Annotated in this window: 27 protein-coding genes; 25 read left to right on the forward strand and 2 right to left on the reverse strand. The window is 61.8% G+C overall.

Translation table 11 applies throughout. The features are described 5' to 3' along the window. The first annotated feature begins 20 nt into the window (after nucleotides 1-20). From GGQ90_RS08675 to GGQ90_RS28980, 11 genes are all read left to right on the forward strand, one after another. Entirely contained in the window at nucleotides 21-848 is an 828-nt protein-coding gene (locus GGQ90_RS08675; protein ID WP_223178162.1) for a hypothetical protein, read from the forward strand. Between the two features lie 83 nt (nucleotides 849-931). Further along, nucleotides 932-1,207: a hypothetical protein gene (locus tag GGQ90_RS08680; RefSeq protein ID WP_188081769.1), complete on the forward strand. Its 276-nt coding sequence runs from the start codon at nucleotides 932-934 to the stop codon at nucleotides 1,205-1,207. Continuing rightward, nucleotides 1,204-1,524 carry a hypothetical protein gene (locus GGQ90_RS08685; RefSeq protein WP_188081770.1) on the forward strand — a complete coding sequence of 107 codons (321 nt, stop codon included), beginning with the start codon at nucleotides 1,204-1,206 and terminating at the stop codon, nucleotides 1,522-1,524. The genes GGQ90_RS08680 and GGQ90_RS08685 overlap by 4 nt, the downstream gene beginning before the upstream one ends. A gap of 26 nt (nucleotides 1,525-1,550) precedes the next feature. After that, nucleotides 1,551-1,913, forward strand: coding sequence for a hypothetical protein (locus GGQ90_RS08690; RefSeq protein WP_188081771.1), 363 nt, complete (start codon nucleotides 1,551-1,553; stop codon nucleotides 1,911-1,913). A 52-nt stretch (nucleotides 1,914-1,965) separates the two neighbouring features. Further along, entirely contained in the window at nucleotides 1,966-3,273 is a 1,308-nt protein-coding gene (locus GGQ90_RS08695; protein ID WP_223178163.1) for a DUF2213 domain-containing protein, read from the forward strand. A gap of 13 nt (nucleotides 3,274-3,286) precedes the next feature. Beyond that, nucleotides 3,287-3,733 carry a structural cement protein Gp24 gene (locus GGQ90_RS08700; protein ID WP_188081772.1) on the forward strand — a complete coding sequence of 149 codons (447 nt, stop codon included), beginning with the start codon at nucleotides 3,287-3,289 and terminating at the stop codon, nucleotides 3,731-3,733. Between the two features lie 13 nt (nucleotides 3,734-3,746). Continuing rightward, on the forward strand, nucleotides 3,747-4,838 hold the full coding sequence (locus GGQ90_RS08705) for a DUF2184 domain-containing protein (RefSeq protein WP_246428179.1): 1,092 nt from the start codon (nucleotides 3,747-3,749) through the stop codon (nucleotides 4,836-4,838). Nucleotides 4,839-4,840: 2 nt separating this feature from the next. After that, entirely contained in the window at nucleotides 4,841-5,155 is a 315-nt protein-coding gene (locus GGQ90_RS08710) for a hypothetical protein (protein WP_069338336.1), read from the forward strand. 70 nt (nucleotides 5,156-5,225) lie between these two features. Continuing rightward, on the forward strand, nucleotides 5,226-5,681 hold the full coding sequence (locus GGQ90_RS08715) for a DUF4054 domain-containing protein (RefSeq protein ID WP_188081773.1): 456 nt from the start codon (nucleotides 5,226-5,228) through the stop codon (nucleotides 5,679-5,681). Continuing rightward, nucleotides 5,681-6,049 (forward strand): hypothetical protein, encoded by a 369-nt coding sequence (locus GGQ90_RS08720; RefSeq protein ID WP_188081774.1) that lies wholly within the window; start codon nucleotides 5,681-5,683, stop codon nucleotides 6,047-6,049. Before GGQ90_RS08715 ends, GGQ90_RS08720 begins: the two co-directional genes overlap by 1 nt. A 113-nt stretch (nucleotides 6,050-6,162) precedes the next feature. Next, complete coding sequence (locus GGQ90_RS28980) at nucleotides 6,163-6,450, forward strand: hypothetical protein (RefSeq protein ID WP_223178164.1); 288 nt, start codon at nucleotides 6,163-6,165, stop codon at nucleotides 6,448-6,450. Here GGQ90_RS28980 and GGQ90_RS08725 read toward each other — a convergent pair whose 3' ends face one another. Next, on the reverse strand, nucleotides 6,451-6,702 hold the full coding sequence (locus GGQ90_RS08725; protein ID WP_223178165.1) for a hypothetical protein: 252 nt from the start codon (nucleotides 6,700-6,702) through the stop codon (nucleotides 6,451-6,453). Between the two features lie 93 nt (nucleotides 6,703-6,795). On the opposite strand from GGQ90_RS08725, the gene GGQ90_RS08730 reads away from it, so the two are divergent. The 4 genes from GGQ90_RS08730 (at nucleotide 6,796) to GGQ90_RS08745 (ending at nucleotide 8,449) form a co-directional block, all read left to right on the forward strand. After that, nucleotides 6,796-7,218, forward strand: a complete 423-nt coding sequence (locus tag GGQ90_RS08730) for an HK97-gp10 family putative phage morphogenesis protein (RefSeq protein WP_223178166.1) — start codon at nucleotides 6,796-6,798, stop codon at nucleotides 7,216-7,218. Further along, entirely contained in the window at nucleotides 7,215-7,496 is a 282-nt protein-coding gene (locus GGQ90_RS08735) for a hypothetical protein (RefSeq protein WP_188081776.1), read from the forward strand. Before GGQ90_RS08730 ends, GGQ90_RS08735 begins: the two co-directional genes overlap by 4 nt. Then, nucleotides 7,493-7,930 carry a tail completion protein gp17 gene (gene gp17 / locus GGQ90_RS08740; protein ID WP_188081777.1) on the forward strand — a complete coding sequence of 146 codons (438 nt, stop codon included), beginning with the start codon at nucleotides 7,493-7,495 and terminating at the stop codon, nucleotides 7,928-7,930. The genes GGQ90_RS08735 and gp17 overlap by 4 nt, the downstream gene beginning before the upstream one ends. Nucleotides 7,931-7,993: 63 nt before the next feature. Beyond that, nucleotides 7,994-8,449, forward strand: coding sequence for a phage tail tube protein (locus GGQ90_RS08745; protein WP_188081778.1), 456 nt, complete (start codon nucleotides 7,994-7,996; stop codon nucleotides 8,447-8,449). Nucleotides 8,450-8,508: 59 nt separating this feature from the next. On the opposite strand, the gene GGQ90_RS08750 is transcribed toward GGQ90_RS08745, so the two are convergent. Next, on the reverse strand, nucleotides 8,509-8,793 hold the full coding sequence (locus tag GGQ90_RS08750) for an Arc family DNA-binding protein (protein WP_281391427.1): 285 nt from the start codon (nucleotides 8,791-8,793) through the stop codon (nucleotides 8,509-8,511). A gap of 117 nt (nucleotides 8,794-8,910) precedes the next feature. Here GGQ90_RS08750 and GGQ90_RS08755 point away from each other — a divergent pair, with 117 nt between their 5' ends. The 10 genes from GGQ90_RS08755 to GGQ90_RS08795 all read left to right on the forward strand — a co-directional run bounded on the left by GGQ90_RS08755 (nucleotide 8,911) and on the right by GGQ90_RS08795 (nucleotide 17,104). Then, the gene (locus tag GGQ90_RS08755) at nucleotides 8,911-9,090 is read left to right on the forward strand and encodes a ribbon-helix-helix domain-containing protein (RefSeq protein ID WP_188081780.1); all 180 of its coding nucleotides are present in this window, start codon (nucleotides 8,911-8,913) and stop codon (nucleotides 9,088-9,090) included. An 89-nt stretch (nucleotides 9,091-9,179) separates the two neighbouring features. Beyond that, nucleotides 9,180-9,824 (forward strand): phage antirepressor KilAC domain-containing protein, encoded by a 645-nt coding sequence (locus GGQ90_RS08760; RefSeq protein WP_223178167.1) that lies wholly within the window; start codon nucleotides 9,180-9,182, stop codon nucleotides 9,822-9,824. Between the two features lie 73 nt (nucleotides 9,825-9,897). Beyond that, complete coding sequence (locus GGQ90_RS08765) at nucleotides 9,898-10,137, forward strand: hypothetical protein (protein ID WP_188081782.1); 240 nt, start codon at nucleotides 9,898-9,900, stop codon at nucleotides 10,135-10,137. Next, the gene (locus GGQ90_RS08770) at nucleotides 10,137-10,448 is read left to right on the forward strand and encodes a hypothetical protein (protein WP_223178168.1); all 312 of its coding nucleotides are present in this window, start codon (nucleotides 10,137-10,139) and stop codon (nucleotides 10,446-10,448) included. Before GGQ90_RS08765 ends, GGQ90_RS08770 begins: the two co-directional genes overlap by 1 nt. 305 nt (nucleotides 10,449-10,753) lie before the next feature. After that, nucleotides 10,754-11,188, forward strand: a complete 435-nt coding sequence (locus tag GGQ90_RS08775; protein WP_188081784.1) for a gene transfer agent family protein — start codon at nucleotides 10,754-10,756, stop codon at nucleotides 11,186-11,188. A 20-nt stretch (nucleotides 11,189-11,208) separates the two neighbouring features. Further along, nucleotides 11,209-11,343 carry a hypothetical protein gene (locus GGQ90_RS29670; protein WP_268801853.1) on the forward strand — a complete coding sequence of 45 codons (135 nt, stop codon included), beginning with the start codon at nucleotides 11,209-11,211 and terminating at the stop codon, nucleotides 11,341-11,343. Beyond that, on the forward strand, nucleotides 11,343-13,853 hold the full coding sequence (locus GGQ90_RS08780) for a tape measure protein (protein ID WP_188081785.1): 2,511 nt from the start codon (nucleotides 11,343-11,345) through the stop codon (nucleotides 13,851-13,853). Before GGQ90_RS29670 ends, GGQ90_RS08780 begins: the two co-directional genes overlap by 1 nt. Nucleotides 13,854-13,857: 4 nt before the next feature. Further along, entirely contained in the window at nucleotides 13,858-14,403 is a 546-nt protein-coding gene (locus GGQ90_RS08785; RefSeq protein WP_069338324.1) for a hypothetical protein, read from the forward strand. After that, nucleotides 14,403-14,792: a DUF6950 family protein gene (locus GGQ90_RS08790; RefSeq protein ID WP_188081786.1), complete on the forward strand. Its 390-nt coding sequence runs from the start codon at nucleotides 14,403-14,405 to the stop codon at nucleotides 14,790-14,792. Before GGQ90_RS08785 ends, GGQ90_RS08790 begins: the two co-directional genes overlap by 1 nt. Beyond that, nucleotides 14,792-17,104: a phage tail protein gene (locus GGQ90_RS08795; RefSeq protein WP_188081787.1), complete on the forward strand. Its 2,313-nt coding sequence runs from the start codon at nucleotides 14,792-14,794 to the stop codon at nucleotides 17,102-17,104. Before GGQ90_RS08790 ends, GGQ90_RS08795 begins: the two co-directional genes overlap by 1 nt. The last annotated feature ends 77 nt before the right edge of the window (nucleotides 17,105-17,181 follow it).

Genomic DNA, 17,181 nt, shown 5'->3' on the forward strand with positions numbered 1-17,181 from the left:
TGCCCTATTCCCTCCACCGCATGGCTCGCCAAGCAGGCAAGCGCCGCGACATCACCCTGCGCCCCATCATCCCTACCCAAGCCGCCGCGACCGACCTCGCCGCGATCTACGCGCCAGCCTGGCAGATATGGGCCGACAACATCGACCGCATCCTTGCCGGCTATGACCCACAGCCTTTGCCAACCGCCGACGCGCTGACGATCGACACTGTGGATCAGGTGCAGGCCGCCATCAGCAGCGTGGCGCAGGAGTTCCTGACGATCCTCACCGCGAAGATAGCGCCAGGGCTGCGGCAGTGGGCTATTCGTGCGGAGCGCGTCCACCGCTCTAAATGGTCTGCCGCGATCAAAGCCGGCGTGGGCGTCGATCTCGACCTGATCCTGTCCGCGCAGCCGGTGGAGGAGACGCTGGGGACTTGGCTCGCGCGCAATGTGGCGTTGGTAACGAACGTGTCCGATCAGGCACAGGGCCGAATCGCTGACGCCGTGTTCCGAGGATATGAGCAGCGCACGCCGGTGCGCGAGGTGGCCAAGGAAATCCGCGAGGCGACGGGCATGGGGCGCGACCGGGCTTTGCGCGTGGCGGCCGATCAGTCGAGCAAGCTATCGTCCCAGCTCGACCGTGAACGGCAGGCAGAAGCCGGGCTGACGCAGTTCAAATGGCGCCATTCTGGGAAAGTTCACCCGCGATCATGGCACAAGGCGCGCGACGGCAAGGTTTATTTCAGCCGCAGCGGCAATCCGGTCGACGGCGGCGAGGCCATCCCTGCCGATGATCGCGCAGGGATGGCGCCTTGGTGTGGCTGCCGCGAGCAGGCTTATATCGCGCTGCTGGATGAGATCGACTAGCCACGACTCCGCAGAAATGGTAGGTTGCGGGCCAGCGGTGCGGGAACACCGCCGACCCTGACCACAACGCAATGGAGTGCGGTATGGCTGACGAATTCATATACACGCCGATCACCGATTTGAAGCACCGCATGATGCGCGCAATTGGGCGGCGCCATTTGCCGAAAGTCCAGTCTATCAGCGTGACGGGGTGGCCAAACGCTATAGCAGAGACACCTGACGAGGCGATTGGGAAGCTTGTCAAGGTGCAAGATGGGCATCTTGAAGCAAAATTTAGCATCGACCGAGTTGATGGCGACCAGCTATTTTTGAGGCGCGTGATCGATGCAGATTATGATCATGAAGATGTGCGCGCATGACCCCGCTTGAACGCGCCGCGCGGGCGATATGCGCCACGTTCGGTTACGACCCCGATAAAGACGACGAGGTCGGGCTTGGCGAGGATGGAGACGTGAACTGGAATATGTTCGAAGATCACGCCCGCGCCGTCATCGCCGCGATCCGGGAGCCGACGCACACCATGCAGGCCGCAGCCTTCGCCCAGAAAGTTTCGTTTCGCTCTGGCAGCGGTATGTCAGACGTGGGCCAGGTCAGCGTCGAATATGAAGGCGAGCCGGACAAAGGTGCCGCTACACTCTGGCAAGCCATGATCGACGCCATGCTGGAGGAAGGGTGATGGCGGAACCCAGGAAAATCTACGGCATGAATCTGAGCATCGAGGATGGGTTAGGCAATTTCGTCCCGATCCGCCCAATTGACCCGCCGGCTAGGATCAGGCCGCTGGATATGAAGCTGGAATTCAAGTGCGACATTCCAGCCGAAGCTATGGATGCCTGGAACGCGCTCGCCGCCGAGCAAGCCAAGGACCACGAGGAACGCTTGCAGGCGGAAACTGATCGCTGGTGCTGGAAAGCCATCGCGCAGGGTGTCGGCAATCGGGTGTGGCGTTCCGACCCTGTGGTCGATGATGGGACGTTCGTGGCGACATATCAGTTCATGATTTTGAAGCCCGGCATGCATCCGCCCGGCGCAGGCGTCATCTTCGGACCATTCTCCAACGGATAGCACGCCCTCCCGTCCGTAGAGCCTAGCCAAGACCATGCGGCAGACAAGCCCCATGGTGCTATTCTCCGACGCCCTGACCCTTGACGCGCCCCGCCGCACCAGTGACGGCTACATGGCCGTGCGGGCAAAGGCGGCTCGGACTGGAACATACGCATACCTGGGCAGCGAAATCGATCCCGACAACAAGCACGGCCTTCGCGACGCGGGCATGGTCAACGTCCTGCGGGACGCAGCTGCCGTTTTCGATCCGCTGTCTGCGCACAGCTTCATCGGGAAGCCGATCACCGACAATCACCCTACCGTAGCGGTCAACGCCAAGAACTGGCGCGATCACGCGCGCGGGACGGTGATGGGCGCGAAGTGGGAGGAAGGCGGCTATCTCGCCTTCGACCTGATGCTGACGGATGCCGACACCATCGATGCGGTGGACGCAGGCAAGCGCGAACTGTCGAACGGCTACGCGGCGGAACTGCAATTCGGCGATTTCGATGGCCCCGGCGGCGTCAAATGCGTGGCCAAGCAGATCGCCATCAAGGGCAATCACGTCGCAATCGTGGACCGGGGCCGCGCTGGCCCGTCCTGCGCCATCACCGATGCCGCTCGCTGCGACAGCGCCCCTCGTTCCATCTTCGACAGCCTTACCACCGACGGAGCCGCAGAGGCCATTGCGTGGCTGAAGAAGGCCATCGCTCTGCATAAAAAGCATATGGACGGCACCGCTCCCACGACAGGTAGCGATGGCGAAAAAAGCCAAATGCTCATGATGACGCAAATGAAAAACGCGTTGTCCGAGCTTGAGTCCGGATCGTCCGGCAAATCCATGAAGATGGACCAGTCCACTTACGGAGCCCCTGCCATGAAGACCATGTTGATCGACGGGCTGACCGTCGACGTGTCCAACGCCGATACGGCCGAGGCCACGATCAAGACCCTGATCGCCGCGCGTGATGCGGCCGGAGCGAAGGTTGCTGGCCTCGAAACGCAGGTCGTCACCCTGACGACTGACAAGGCGACGCTGGAAAAACAGGTCAAGGAACTGACCGACGCCAAGCCGACCCCCGCTCAGTTGCGCGACGCTGCCAAGCAGTTCTCGCAGGTGGTCGAGAAGGCCAAAGCTCTCGGCATCACGGTCACGGACAGCATGGACGAGACGGCCATCATGAAGGCGGCCGTCACCAAGCATGTCGGTGACGCGGCCAAGGATTGGACCGACAAGGATATCTCCGTGTCCTTCGCCACCCTCAAGGCCGCCGACTCGTTCGACCCGCTGCGCCAGGGCATCATCGACAACGCCGCTCCCGGCGCAGTCACCAACATCGCCAACATCCGCGACGCCGCCCGCGCCGCGAGCAACCGCTAAGGAGGGCTGAACCATGGCTGTCAATCAGGACACCTACACTGACATGCTGGCGCCCGCCTATGCGGGCATGGTCGCGAACGGCGAAACCAGCAATCGTATCTCGCGCACCTGCGAAGACTCTGCCGGCATCCCGTTCGGCGTGCCGGTCTATCGCGGTGCAGGCGATCATGGCTGCACCCGCACCCCGAACGCCTTTCTGCTCGGCATCACGATCGCGCATGAAGCGCTCGGGCTGCTGACCGGCCAGACCGTCGATCGCTACCAGCAGTATGACAATGTCGCGATCCTTCCGCTGGGCGTGATCTGGGTCGTCGCTGGTGAGGCCGTCACCGATGGCGCTCCGGCCTATGACACCGGCTCCGCCATTGTCGACACCGTTGGCTCGAACACTGCGCTGACCGACTGGCAGTTCGACATCACCGGCGCCAACGCCGACCTCGTCAAGCTCTCGCGCCGTTAAGGGGGACATCATCATGCTCATCAATTTCTCTGACGCAACCGGGGGCATGTTCAAGGATGCCGCCTCCTTCCTCACGGCCGACGCCTCCCAGCAGCAGATCGCCTTCGATCGTTGGGCGGCGTATGATGCCGAAATCGCGCGCACCTTCGGTGACAAGGCGGATCAGTTCTACGTCGATGCCCAGATCGGCCGTGCGTTCCTGACCCCGCAGCTGTTCCGCATCGAGACGCAGGTCTATATGCGCCGCTATCCCAACGCGGATCTCAACGGCCTGATTCCCATCAACACCGATGGCGACATGTGGGATGTCGGCACCGTGTTCTACAGTATGGACGAGGTCGGCAAGGCCGAGTTCCTGAGCGGCAAGGGCTTCGATATGCCCTATGCTTCGACGCTGATGGACCAGAAGAGCCGCGGTTTCCACCTGGCCGGCATCGGCTATGAATGGTCGACCCAGGAACTGCAGCGCGCCGCCAAGCTGGGCCGCTCGCTCCCGACTGACAAGGCCGGCGCAGCGCGCAAGGCTGCGCAGTTCTTCAAGCGCTCGGTCGCCATGACCGGTCGCACCCCCGGCGCCGCCACCTCCGAAAAGGGCTGGACCGGCTTCACCAATGATCCGAACGTGCCCGCATCGAACGTGACGGCGGACGGCACCGGTTCGACCACGACCTGGGCCACCAAGTCGCCGGACCAGATCAGCCGCGACATCTGGGCTGCCGTCAATCTGGTCGAGACGCAGACCAAGGAAACGCACACCGCGACCGTCGTGGCCCTGCCGACCCAGAAGCTGCGCTACATCGAGCAGACCCGCATGACCGATGGTTCGGGCACCATTCTCGACTTCATCCGTGGCAATCGCGACGGCGGCGACAACATCACCTTCAAGCCGATCCGCGAACTGGCCGGCGCCGGCGCCTCGGGCACCGATCGCATGGTCGCGTTCGATAGCTCCGAGGAAGTCGTGCAGTTCCACCTGCCCGGCGACCATGAGTTCCTGCCGGCGTTCCAGAAGTCGTCCATGACCTATGAGGTCGGCGGCATCATGAATATCGGTGGCACCGAAGTCCGCCTGCCCAAGGCAATGACCTACAAGGATGGTATCTGACCATGGCGAAGATCACCAACTATGCGCGCGGTTCGCGCGGCATCACCCTCAAGGATGGTTCGATCGTCTGGCTCGATCCGGGGCAGTCGGCGGACATCAAGAAGGACGATATCGCTGGCCCGCTGCCTGATCTGGGCCGCGAACCGGAAGAGCCGGTCAGCAACGACGATGAGGTGAGCGCCCTCACCGCACAGGTCGCCGACCTCACCAAGCAGGTCGAGGCCCTGACGACCGAGCGCGACGGCCTGGCGAAGGACAAGGAAGACCTCACCAAGCAGGTCGAGGCCCTGACGAAGCCGGCCGACACGAAGAAGTAACCGCATCCTCCGGGGGCAAACGGGGCCGCTGCTCACGCCGGGCGGCGGCCCTTTTCGTAAGGACTGACCCATGGCCTACACCCCGCCCGACAAGGCGACGTTCATTGCGATCTTCCCGGCCTTCGCCGCCGTGACGGACGAGGCCTATACCTTCTGGTCTGCGCAGGCGGTGTTGATCACCGAGCCTCTGGAATCCTGCCTTGGCGCGCGTATGGACCTCGCGACCATGCGGGCAACGGCGCACTACCTGACGCAAGCCGGTATTGGGACCGGGACCGAAAGCCAGCTGGCTGCGGAAGGCGCGAGCGGGTTCAAGCGGATCAAGTCTGGCACGCTCGATCTGGAGCGCTTCGATAGCAGCAACGCCGAGGACATGGGAGATTGGGGCACGACCAGTTACGGCCAGCAGCTTTACCCCATGCTCAAGGACTGCCTTGCCGGCCCGCGCGTAACCGGAACCGGCGCTCTCATCGGCGGCTGCGGCTTCAACGGGTTCGCCGGGCCGCTTCCCTATGGGAGGTGCTGATGGGCTTGTTGGATGGCGGCATCGCGAGGATCTTCAACGCAGCGCTCTCGGGCGTCTATCTCGATGGCGCCCTTCATCGCGACGGCACCGACCCGATCTATGACAATGAGGGCAACATTACAGGCTATGCTGGTGGCGCTGACATTCCGATCAAGGTCCAGCGCGACGCCTGCACATATGCCATGCGCCAATCCGAAGGCTATTCGGAGGGCGACGTTATGCTGCTCATCCTGGCCGCCCCGCTCAATGGGGTGAAGGTGACGACCGATATGCAGGCGACCGATGGGGCCGGCGATCGGTGGATGATCCGGTCGGCCGATCTGGACGCTGCCAGCTCGCATTGGATTTGTCGGGGGCGGGCGGCATGATTAGTTCATGGGCCTCCCATGCCGTTCGAGCGTGTCGGCTACGGCTAGCAGATATGTGCCTAGCGCTCGGCAATCGGCTCCATCCAGGAGAAACTGGGTATACAGCGGCCCCTTTGTTCCGTCGAAATCGTCGGGATGGGTGCTTTGGAACCGTAGCAACGCGCTATTATCGATCAACGCCGCTTGAAAAAGCTCAAGCATGGCTGAGGCTGTTTGCTCAGCGGGCCACCAATCATCCGAAGATCCTGCCATTTCCTATCGCCCCTCTGTTAGACGGCAAAGCCGAACGCATTGATTTCGCCATCGCTGATATCCCCGCCGAGGATATTGCCTCTGCGATTCGAGATGTTCCATCCTGCGAGCTGGGATCTGTAGTGTCGAATACAGGAAGCGTAGCATGATCATGCGGACCCAACTTCACTCTTCAGCCTGTCAGCCAACTGCACGAGTTGTTCGGCCAGATCACGACAATGCTGTTCTTTCAGGAGGAGAGCGCTTTCCAGAGGCTTCACGCCCGTCGAGCCATCGTCTCCTTCCGCGTCTACGCCAAATAGAATGTAGCCCATCCCCATCGCTGTGTTCAGTTGCCAGCCACGGACCAGCATTGCTTTCAATTGAGGCATTCCGATCGCTCCCGAATCGTGATGTCCCATCCTGCGAGGGCTACGGCACGGAGTCGAATCCTGGGCCAACTCGGATGATAGAGGTTTCCAAGGGCGAACGGATCAATCTGACGGGGCGTGGCAGTGGTTAAGATCACCGGCCAGAAGGCCCATAAGGCCCGCCTGAAACGCATCCGCTCGGCAGAGATGGTGCGTGAAGTGGGTAAGGCTGTGTTGGTGGCGGCCGATCTGATTCGCCGCGATGCTCAAATCAGCATAACGGCCGGCTCAGTCAGCGGGAAAAACCATACTCCGTCCAAACCTGGAGAGCCGCCGAATAACGATACTGGCAACCTCGCTGACGATGCCAACATCCGATCCGAGCGCACCGGTCTTACTGAGGCGGAGGTTAGCAGCAACGCCACCTATAGCGCGGCTCTTGAATTCGGCACCTCCAAGATGGCCGCGCGCCCATTCATGCAACCTGCGGCCGAAAAGAACCGCAAGAAGGCCACGGCGCTGGTGCAGGATGCGGTAAAGCGCGTGGCGCGCGGAGGTTCTCTATGAGGGTAAAATTCAACGCTGATTACGATCACAAATGGCCATCGCGTGCCATGACCCATTTTCCCGCTGGCTACGAGGGGACGGTGAAACGCGAGGTCGGAGAGCGCGCCATTGCCAAAGGCAGGGCGACAGAGGTGAAGCGTCGTGGTAAGGCTGTTGCCGATGCAGCAGCCCCCGCAAATGCCGACCTGGGAACAGGTCGAGGAATGGCTAAACCTGACGATGCTCACCATGTGGGGAGAATCGTTCGGGATCAGATCATGGATGGGGCCGATAAATGACAACGACGCTGGACCCATCCCTGTCGGTCAGGGGAAAGATCATAGCGAGCCTCAAGGCTGACGCGCAACTGACCGCGATCGTGCCGGCGACGCGGATCTATCCTGGCAAGCCCCCCGCCTCGCCCGTCTTCCCCTTCATTCGCGTGCCGATGCTGATCGGCACGGTGGCCGAGCTGGACGGCGGCAGCGGATCGGAGCAGTCCGGCGTGATCCATTGCTTCACCAAACTGGTCAATCCCACTGTGCCGGACCCCGAAGCGCAGGCTGCGACCATCAATCGCCATATCGTGCGCATCGTCGGCGGCATCGATGATGTCGATCTTGGCGACGGGGAATCGCTGGGCGTTCATGCGGTCCAGACGCAGGTGATTGAGGACGGCGCCGAGGCTGATGCATACCATGGCATGGTCACAGTGCGCGCCACCGCAACCTAGCGTCCGTAGATCGCCAGCCCCCTCCCCCATAGCCTGCCCGCAAATCCTCGCTGGAGTTGCGGAATGGCCTATACCGACAAGCTGAAATCGACGCGCGTCTATATCGCGATGGGCGATGGCGCGACCCCGACCGAAGTCTTCGCGCCGATGTGCGGCATCAATACCAAGGGCTTCCAGCAGACCCGCGCGACCAATGACACCGTCGACTGGGACTGTGCCGATCCCGATGCTTCGCCGATCACGGTTCGCGATATCGGCGCGAAAGACTGGACCATCACCGGCTCGGGCCTGCTGCACCGTTCGCTTCTGGCCGATCTCCAGGCCGCGTTTGACAGCGGCAATCCGACCAATTTTCGCTTCGTGTTTGATGAACCAACCGGCAGCGAAGTGATCGACGGCTTTTATGCAGGCCCCGGCATCGTTACCGACTTTAACATCACCGGCAACAACGGCGAATATGTGAACATCAGCATCACGATCAGCGGCGCAGGCCCGGTCGCGTTCGTCACTAACCCCTGACGCTCTCCATCTGCCAGCGAACCTTGAGGGGCGGTCGAAAGGCCGCCCTTTATTTGCGACTAAAGACCGGCGTCTTTCATTTTGGCGAGCATTGCGCGCATCTCGTTCACCGTCGCGCGGATGTCTTTCATCTCCAGCTCATGCGCGCCGAGCTTCGTTTCGATCGCCTCTACGATCGGCTCATCAATAGGCGAGGCATCGAAGGACTTTTCCAAACGAGCCACAATCTCAGCGTTCAGAGAACGGTCGGATTTGAACGCCGCCTCTAGCAGTCGCTGCCTCAGATCATCGCTCATGCGGATCTGGACCTTGGATTGGTCTCTTACTCGCGAATCTTCACTCATTGCCCCGGTATACGGACGCCCACGGAAAATAGAAGTGGGCACAAATAGGCACTTGACGTGCACTTATTAATGGGCACATATGGGCACACCGAGACACGCGGTGGAAAGGAGGAAAAAATGACGAAGCATTCTCCCAGTCAAGCAATGACCAAAGTGCAAATCCGCCTGCCGGATGGGTTGCGAGATGATTTGAAGGCGCTTGCAATCGCACGGCACCGATCGATCGCAAATCTGGCGACCATGGTTCTGACAGAATACGTGAAGTCGGAGAAAACGGCGTCGAACCCCACAGCCTGAGAAACCTGGGGCCGACGCCTTTCATAGGAGCAAACCTTATGAATGACATGACGATAGGAGGTTTTGGCGGGAATAGCCAGCCTCAGACGATGAGCAGCCGCGAGATCGCGGAACTGACCGGCAAGCGGCATGACCACGTCATGCGTGACACCCGCAAAATGCTGGTGGAATTGCATGGCGAAGAAGCTCTCCCCAAATTTGGGGGCAGCTACACCGGGCAGGACAACACTGCCCGCCCCTGCTTCAATCTGCCCAAGCGGGAAAGCCTGATCCTCGTGTCTGGCTACGATGTCCACATGCGAGCCGCGATCATCGACCGCTGGCAGCTTCTGGAAGATCGCCGTTCGCCCGAGGCAATGCTGAACGACAAGTCGGTTCTGCGTGCCCTGCTGCTCGAAAACGTCGAAAAGGTCATCGCGCTTGAAACGCGCGTCGCCAGCGATGCGCCCAAAGTCGCCTTCGCCGATCAGGTTTCGGCCGCGCCCGACGCGATCAGTATCAGCCAGGCGGCCAAGACGCTCGGCACCGGGAGGACGCGTCTCGCTGCCTTCCTTCGCCAGAAGGGCTGGCTGACGCGGACGAACGAGCCTTATCAGGACAAGATCAATTCCGGCCTGCTCGATGTCAAAATCGGCAGTTGGGAGCATCCTGAAAAGGGCTTGCAGCGGAGCGTCACGGCGCTGGTGACCGGCAAAGGCTTGGCCAAGCTGCATCAGCTTTTCACCGCCCACTAAAAACAGAACGGCGCCGGGATTGCCCTCCCAGCGCCGCTCCTAACCCCTGAACGATCTGAATAGGAGATCGACCATGGCTCATGCCCATATATCCGTTCATCCAGCTTTCGCCAACCCGTTCAATCCGTCCGCATGGCTTTCCACCTGGGAGGCTGCTGGCGGCAGAGCGTCGATCGAGGATGGCGCTGTCACACTGCGTCATGCCCCAGCCCAGCCTTGGGCGCAGTCGGTCGAACAGAAAGGTCTCCGCTCCTATCTGCTGCTTAGCCAGAGCGAGCAGGCGTTGGCCGAATATATGATGGGGAGGGCATGATGACCGACCGTCGCGCATTCCTCACCGCCGCGTTGGTGGCGCCCGTCGCTATCGCGGCACCAGCCCTCGCCCAGACCTTCTCTTGCGGCCTCGATCCGGTCGAGCGCTATTATGCGGCCACCGATGCGGTCAACGCCAATCGCATGGAGGAGGACGACTATATCCAAGTCATCCACGAACTGGACGATTGGGAGCCGCCGACGCAGCGCGATTTCATTCGGAAGTTCATCGCTCAATATGAAGAAGGGGGCATTCCTACCGACGCCGACCGCAGGATCATGATCGAGCAGGGACGGAAGCTGATCGCCTAATGGGGCGGCCTTCGGGCCGCCCTATTTCGGTGAAGGCGCGGTTGCCTCTACCAAGTGCTCAATACCCCCATGGTTCATCCAAATCACAAACAGGATCAAGATCACGAGGAAGCCGAACAACTTACCTCCAATTGCTTTGCGAGCCTCAAACTGACCGCTTAGCATTTCACCCTTGGTGAAGTCGGCGCTGCACTGCGGGCATCTGCTCGCGCGAGTGTCGATTCTCGTTCTGCATCGCGGGCACGTTTTCAAGCCACCTCTCCCGTTCGTAGCACCGCGCCATGCCTCGCACATAGCGTTCCCCCATGCAAACCGAGATCGCCCTGCCCTTCGCTGACGGGACTTATCTGTTCCGGTTGCCCATCAAGCGCATCATCGAAATCGAGGAAAAGGCCGGGCCGATCGACCTTGTGAAGCATCGGCTGATGCACGGTGGCTGGTCGATCCATGATGTCATTGAGACGCTGCGCCAGGGCCTAATCGGTGGCGCCAAAGGCGAAGTGAATGGCAAGGCGATCGATGTAACCGCCCTTCGCGCGAACAGCCTCATCGAGAACTATGTCGACGGCCACGCCCTGGCCGAACATCACCTGACCGCAAAGGCCATCATCGCTGCGCTCTATGTCGGATACGCGCCCGCGCAACAGGCTAAAAAAAAAGCCCCGGTGAAGCGACCGAGCCGTCGAAAATCGACTGGGGCCTCGTCCTCCACAACTGCCGAACCCTCGGGCTTAGCCTGAGCGATGCGGAGGCCATCACCATGCCGGAATATGCCGCGCTGATCCATCATCATGAACTGGCCAATGAGGACGGCGAGGAAGCGCCACCGTCCGCCGATGACGTGAGCAGCATGTTCCTGCGCATGGAGCGCGCCGGCATTGGGAAGATCCACTGATGGCCGTCACCGCCGATCGCGTCGTTGTCGAGCTTGAGGCCCGGCTTGATCGCTACGAGGCAGACTTGGCTCGCGCTGAGGCAAAGTTCGATCAGGCCATGGATGGGATATCAAGCAGCTCGAGTGCTGCTGAGGCCGTTGTTACTAGAGCGTTCGCCTACATGAAGGCAGCTGTGGCCGGTTTCACGTTAGTTGGCCTGACGCAAGAATTTCTCTCGCTGGCTGACGAAGCGAAGAAGCTCGACGCAACGCTTAAGCTTGCCACGCAGGGCTTTGGATCGTTCGGCCAGGCACAGAAGGACGTGAACCGGATCGCCAATGACACGCGGTCGGGTTTGTCCGAAACCGCGTCGCTCTATGCAAACTTCGTGCGCGGGGCGAAGGAACTCGGCGGCACGCAGGCCGAGGCGGCGCGCGCAACCGAGACGTTCTCCAAGACGCTCAAGATCAGCGGTGCAGATGCCAATCAGGCTGCATCCGCCACCCTGCAGTTCGGCCAGGCACTTGCCGCCGGGGCGCTGCGCGGTGACGAACTGAACAGCATCCTTGAGGCATCCCCCCGTCTCGCCCGTCTGCTAGCCGAAAGCATGGGGCAGCCGATCGGCCAGATCAAGCAGTTGGGTGAAGAGGGCAAGCTGACCTCGGACAAGCTGCTGCGTGCGCTGACGGACCAGAAGTTCACCGCCGGGATAGATGCTGAGTTCAAGCAACTCCCACTGACCTTCGATGATGCGATGACGCGGGTCTACAACGCCGCGCTGACGACGTTCTCAGGGTTTGACCGTGGCGGCGAGTTCTCCACGATGCTGGCCAACTTCTTTGTGGATGGTGCAGACGGCTTTGCTGATCTGGAGAAGCGAGCCGAGGATTTCGGCATATCTGTTCGCGGCACCCTTGAGGGGCTTGGTGATGCCTTCGATCCGCTGATCGAGGCGGGCGCTGAAGCTTTCCGCTTGCTCGGTATCGACCTGAGCAATTTCAGCATGAATGGCCGCAAGGAGATAAGCGAAATCCTTGGGGCCTTTGATGATCTGCTCAATATAGGTCCGTCGATTGCGAACCGGTTCGGCGCTAATGGCAAGTTCGATAGCCGTTTGCAGGAAACCTTCAATAAGAGGTCGGCGGAATCTGACGTGCAGCGCCGTATGGCGCTCATCATGGCGGCTGACCCGCTCGTTGATGCTCCTCCCCGACCAGCCAAAGGCCCGTCCGCTACGTCAGGCGAATCCGACGCCGACAAAAAGAAGCGGCAGGCCGCCGAGCGCAAAGCCGCCCGCGAGGCGGAGAAGGCTGCGCGCGAAGCCTACCAGAACGCGCAGGAAGACCGCCAGACACAGATCGATATCCTGCGCGCCAAGTCTGCGCTCACGGATGATATCGAAGAGCGGGCGCAGTTTGAGCGCGAAATGCTGGATATTGAGCGCCAGCAACGCCTTGCTGAAATCGCTCAGAACAAGACGCTTTCCGACCAGCAGCGCCAGGCACGGATCGACGTTATCAACCGCCTCTACGGCTCAGCCGGCCAGGGCGACGAGATTATTGTCGACGGCGGCGGCCTGCTCCCGCGCGCTGTCATGCGCGACCTGCAGAAGCGCCTTGAGGACGCCGCCAACATGCAGGCGGAGGCGCAATATGACATCGCGCACGACGCCCTGGCATGGCAGGAGCGCATGGCCGGCACCCGCGAGGAGCGCCAGAAGGTCCAGCTTGAACTACTCAACCTTGAGTATGAAGAGCGGCGCCGCCAGCTCGAATATCAGCAGAAGAACGCAACGTCTCAGGCCGAACGCGATGCCTTCCAGACGCGTATTGACGCGCTTGGCGGCCAGATGGCCAATGACCGCGCGTCGATCGAGCGGGACAATGAAGGCCCTCTTGCCCGCTATCGTCGCCGCATGGACGAAACCAGCACGCAGGATCAGGTCGAGGAACTGATCACGCAGGAGCTGGACTATGTGCGTGACGGCATCCGGGACAGCATCACCAAGCGTCTCGGGGTGAAAGACCCGTTCCTGACTGGCATCATCGACATGTTCATCCAGCAGAACGTCATCAAGCCGCTGGCGAATGCCCTCAATCAGCAGGGCGGGATCGGCGGGTTGCTCGGCTCCCTCGGGAAGATCATTTCTGGTGGCAGCACGCCAGGCGGCGGCGAAACCGGCACCGGCGTTGGCTTCGCCTCGGGCGGCTCTGGCGTCCTCGGCGGTCGCGGCGGCACTGACCGCAACACCCTGTCGCTGAACGGTCGGCCGATTGCGAACGTCACGCGGGGTGAGACGCTGAGCGTAGGAAGCAAAGCGCTGCGTGGGGGCACGTCTCCCTCCACCACCGTCATCAATTACATCGGCCCCGGCGCGGAAGAGTTCTGGGGTTCGGTTGACGCCCGTTCGGCGCGGGTTGCCTCACCCATCGCAAGGGATGCGTCTGCCCGTTCCGGCGCCGCCTCCTACGCGCAGGGCCAGCAATCCACCCCAGGCACGATGTTCAAATATCAGCAGCTCAAGGGCTGAGCGCATGAACGAGTCCTTCGGCATCCGCATCGCCTCCGATCCCCCGGCCCGGCTCTGGGGTGGCTTCGGCGACCTCGAAATTCCCGCCGACATCGTGGAGGACGCGCCGGCCATCTATCTCGGCGGCGGCGAACTGCTCAACGCGCCCGACTTCGAGATACCGATCAACGGCCAGGCCGAGCGCATCGATATCCGCCTGTCCGGTGTCAGCGCCGAGGTTCTCGCCATCGCGATCGGCGAAGCGGCATCCGTAAAGGGCGCCAAGGTCCATTTCGTCCGCTTCTATTTCGATGAGGACTGGCAGCTTGAAGAGGTCGAATATGACAATGTGTTCCGCGCCGACAAGCTGACCTTCAGCAGCGAGGAAACCGACGAAGGCCGGTCCCGCGTCCTTACCCTCTCGATCGCCACCGAGGACACGGATCGCAACCGGTCCCCGCAGGCATATTGGACCGATGCGGATCAGCGTCGCAAGTCGCCCACCGACGCGATCTTCAGCCATGTGGCCCAGATTTACCAGGGCGTGCTGCGCCGGTTCGGGCCGCGCTGATGGAGCTTGGCGAATATCTCCGGGTCAAGCGGCCGGCATGGGACTGGCAGACGCACGACTGCTCCCGATGGCTCGACCGATGGCTGGTGCTTCGTGGCCACGCCAGCGCCATGGAGGCGACCGGCATCGTCTATGACAGCGAGCGCAGCGCCATTCGCACCATCGTGCTTGGGCGCGGGCTTCTGCCGCTCTGGCAACGAGGCATGGAGGCGATCGGCCTGCCTGTGGTCGATGAGCCGCAGGTGGGCGACGCGGCAATCCTCAACGCGCCGACCGACGACGGCCACAACCGGACGACCGGAATCTGGACCGGTCAGCGCTGGGCCAGCGTCCATCGCCATGGCCTCATCTGCGCGCCGGGCGATCCTTTGATGATCTGGAGGGTCTGATGGGCGGTGTCGTTAGGGCGATCGTATCGCCGCTCAGCATTATCGACAGGGATCTGGGCCGGCTATCGCTCCAGATCGTGGCCATCGGCGCCGCTTTCATCCCCGGTGGACAGCCCATCGCTGCCGCAGCCGCGCTGGCGCTGGCGGTCCTCTACAAACCGAAGGGGCCAAAGCCCGAGCAGCAGGAACGGTCGATCAAGACGCCCATGCCGGCGCGCGTGTCAGCTTATGGGCGGGTCCGCCTCTTCGGCGCCTATATCCTCTACGTCACGAACGACGACGGCTATGCGGTCGATGTCTGGGCTTTCCATGACGGCCAGCTCGACTTCATCGAGCGCATCTATCTCGGTGACAAGCAGGTCAAGCTGAACGGCGGTGGCTTCGTCATTGCCCAGAACGACGGCGAGTTCGGCGACGGCGACACCATCCAGATCGGGACGCGGCTCGGGCTGACCACCGAAACCGCGTTCGCCGAGGTTATCGCCCGCCTGGCCGGCATCTGGACGCCAAACCATCGTGGCGACGGCGTGGCGACCGGCTGCATGATCTCCAAGCCGGTGAAAGCCAAGAACTACAACGATGTCTATCCGACCGGCGGGCCAGATGCGAATGCCATGTCGATCGTTGCGCGTGCCCAGTTGGTCTTCGACTGGCGCGACCCAACACAGGACATCAATGATCCAACGACTTGGAAATGGTCGGACAACAACGCCCTCTGCATCGCTCACTATTACCTCGTCCGCAACAACAAGGATTGGGACACCCATTTCGCGCCGACCCTCGCCTACTGGACCGCCTTCGCCGATGACTGCGATGCCCCGATGGAGGTCTATCACGGCGCTGGCGTCTTCGTGGACGATGTGGATTCCGGCGACACCAGCATTGAGCTGACCAGCGTTGAGGGCCTGACGCCCGGCAAGACCGTCACGCTCGCGGCCTATGGCATCGACAAGGTGGTGGATAGCGTCAGCGGCAATATCGTCACACTGACCTCTTCGCTTGGCGACGATTACAAGGCCGGCACGGTGCTGCGCTGGATCGGCGGCGGGACTGAGCCACGCTATTGCGTCGCTCTGGCCCACAAGCACACCGATGCGCACAAGGTGACGCTCGGCAACCTGCTTGCGGGCTGCGACGGCATGGTGACGACGCGCGCGGATGGCGCTTTGGTCCCATGGTCCGGTCGCTATGTCGAACCTGATCCTGATGACCTGATCGGCCCCGGCGAGATCGTCACGTGGTCGATGGACGACGGGATCGTTGACGAGGACCAGGCCAATGTCGTCGCGCTGACCTATCTGTCCTCCGACCATGATTTCACCAGCGTCCCGACGAGTGACTGGCGCGACGAGGGCAGCATCGCCGAGGTGGGCGAGAAGCCGACCACGCTGGACAACGCAGTGCCCAGCCATGCGCAGGCAGCCCGTTTGGCAAAGCGCCTGCTCGACAAGACCATGGCGCCATATCGCGGCACGATCGCGACCAACCCCAAGGGGCGCAAGATCAGGGGTAAGCGCTTCATCCCTCTCCATATCGAAGAGGCCGGGACCGTCTTCTATTCCGGCCCGGCGGAAATCGTGCGCATCAAGCGGACGCAGACCGGCGTCCAGTTCGATTGGGTGCGCGCCAACCCGAATGTCGACGCCTGGAACGCCGCAACCGAGGAAGGCGAACCAGCCCCTGTCGGCGCGCGGCCGGCGGTTGTGCCCCTGCCTACTCCGACGATCACGGATGCCGAAGCTGAGCTGGGTGAAGGCGGCGCCAATGCGAGGGTGCGGATCACCGTCGACGGCTTCGACCGCGATGACGTGACTTGGTATGCGCGCTGGCGGATCACCACCGACACAACATGGGTCCCACAAGAATATACCGACATCGATCCCGGCCCGGCGGCGGTACTGCTGACCAATCTCGTCCCCACTGATGTCAGCATTGATGTCGCCGTGTCCTATGGCGTTGGCGATGGCCGGCGCTCGGAATGGTCGGCCATTGAATCGGTCAGCACCTCAACCGCAGCCCTCGCACCATCGCCGCCGGCGTCTGTTTCCGGCACTGGCGGAACCGGCCAAGCGACGATCCAATGGACAAACTCCAGCTCGGCGAACCTGTCCTATAGTCGGGTCTATCGCAACAGCACGAACACCATCGTCGGCGCGGCTCTTGCGAGCGGGGATCTACCGTCAGCGCCTGGCGCCACACAAAGCTATGTCGATACGATCGCTGCCGGGACATATTATTATTTCGTTCGCGCGTTTAGCGCATCGGGCGCACAATCTGGGGCAGTCGGGACAAGCGCGGTGACGGTCGCTTAACTGTCCCGTCCGTAGCTTGGCACCCTGGCTATGGCCACGCTTGCGCGCATGCTCGCGACCTTCCCGACGTGCCAGTT

The sequence above is a fragment of the Sphingobium scionense genome (genome assembly GCF_014197035.1).
GTDB lineage: Bacteria > Pseudomonadota > Alphaproteobacteria > Sphingomonadales > Sphingomonadaceae > Sphingobium > Sphingobium scionense.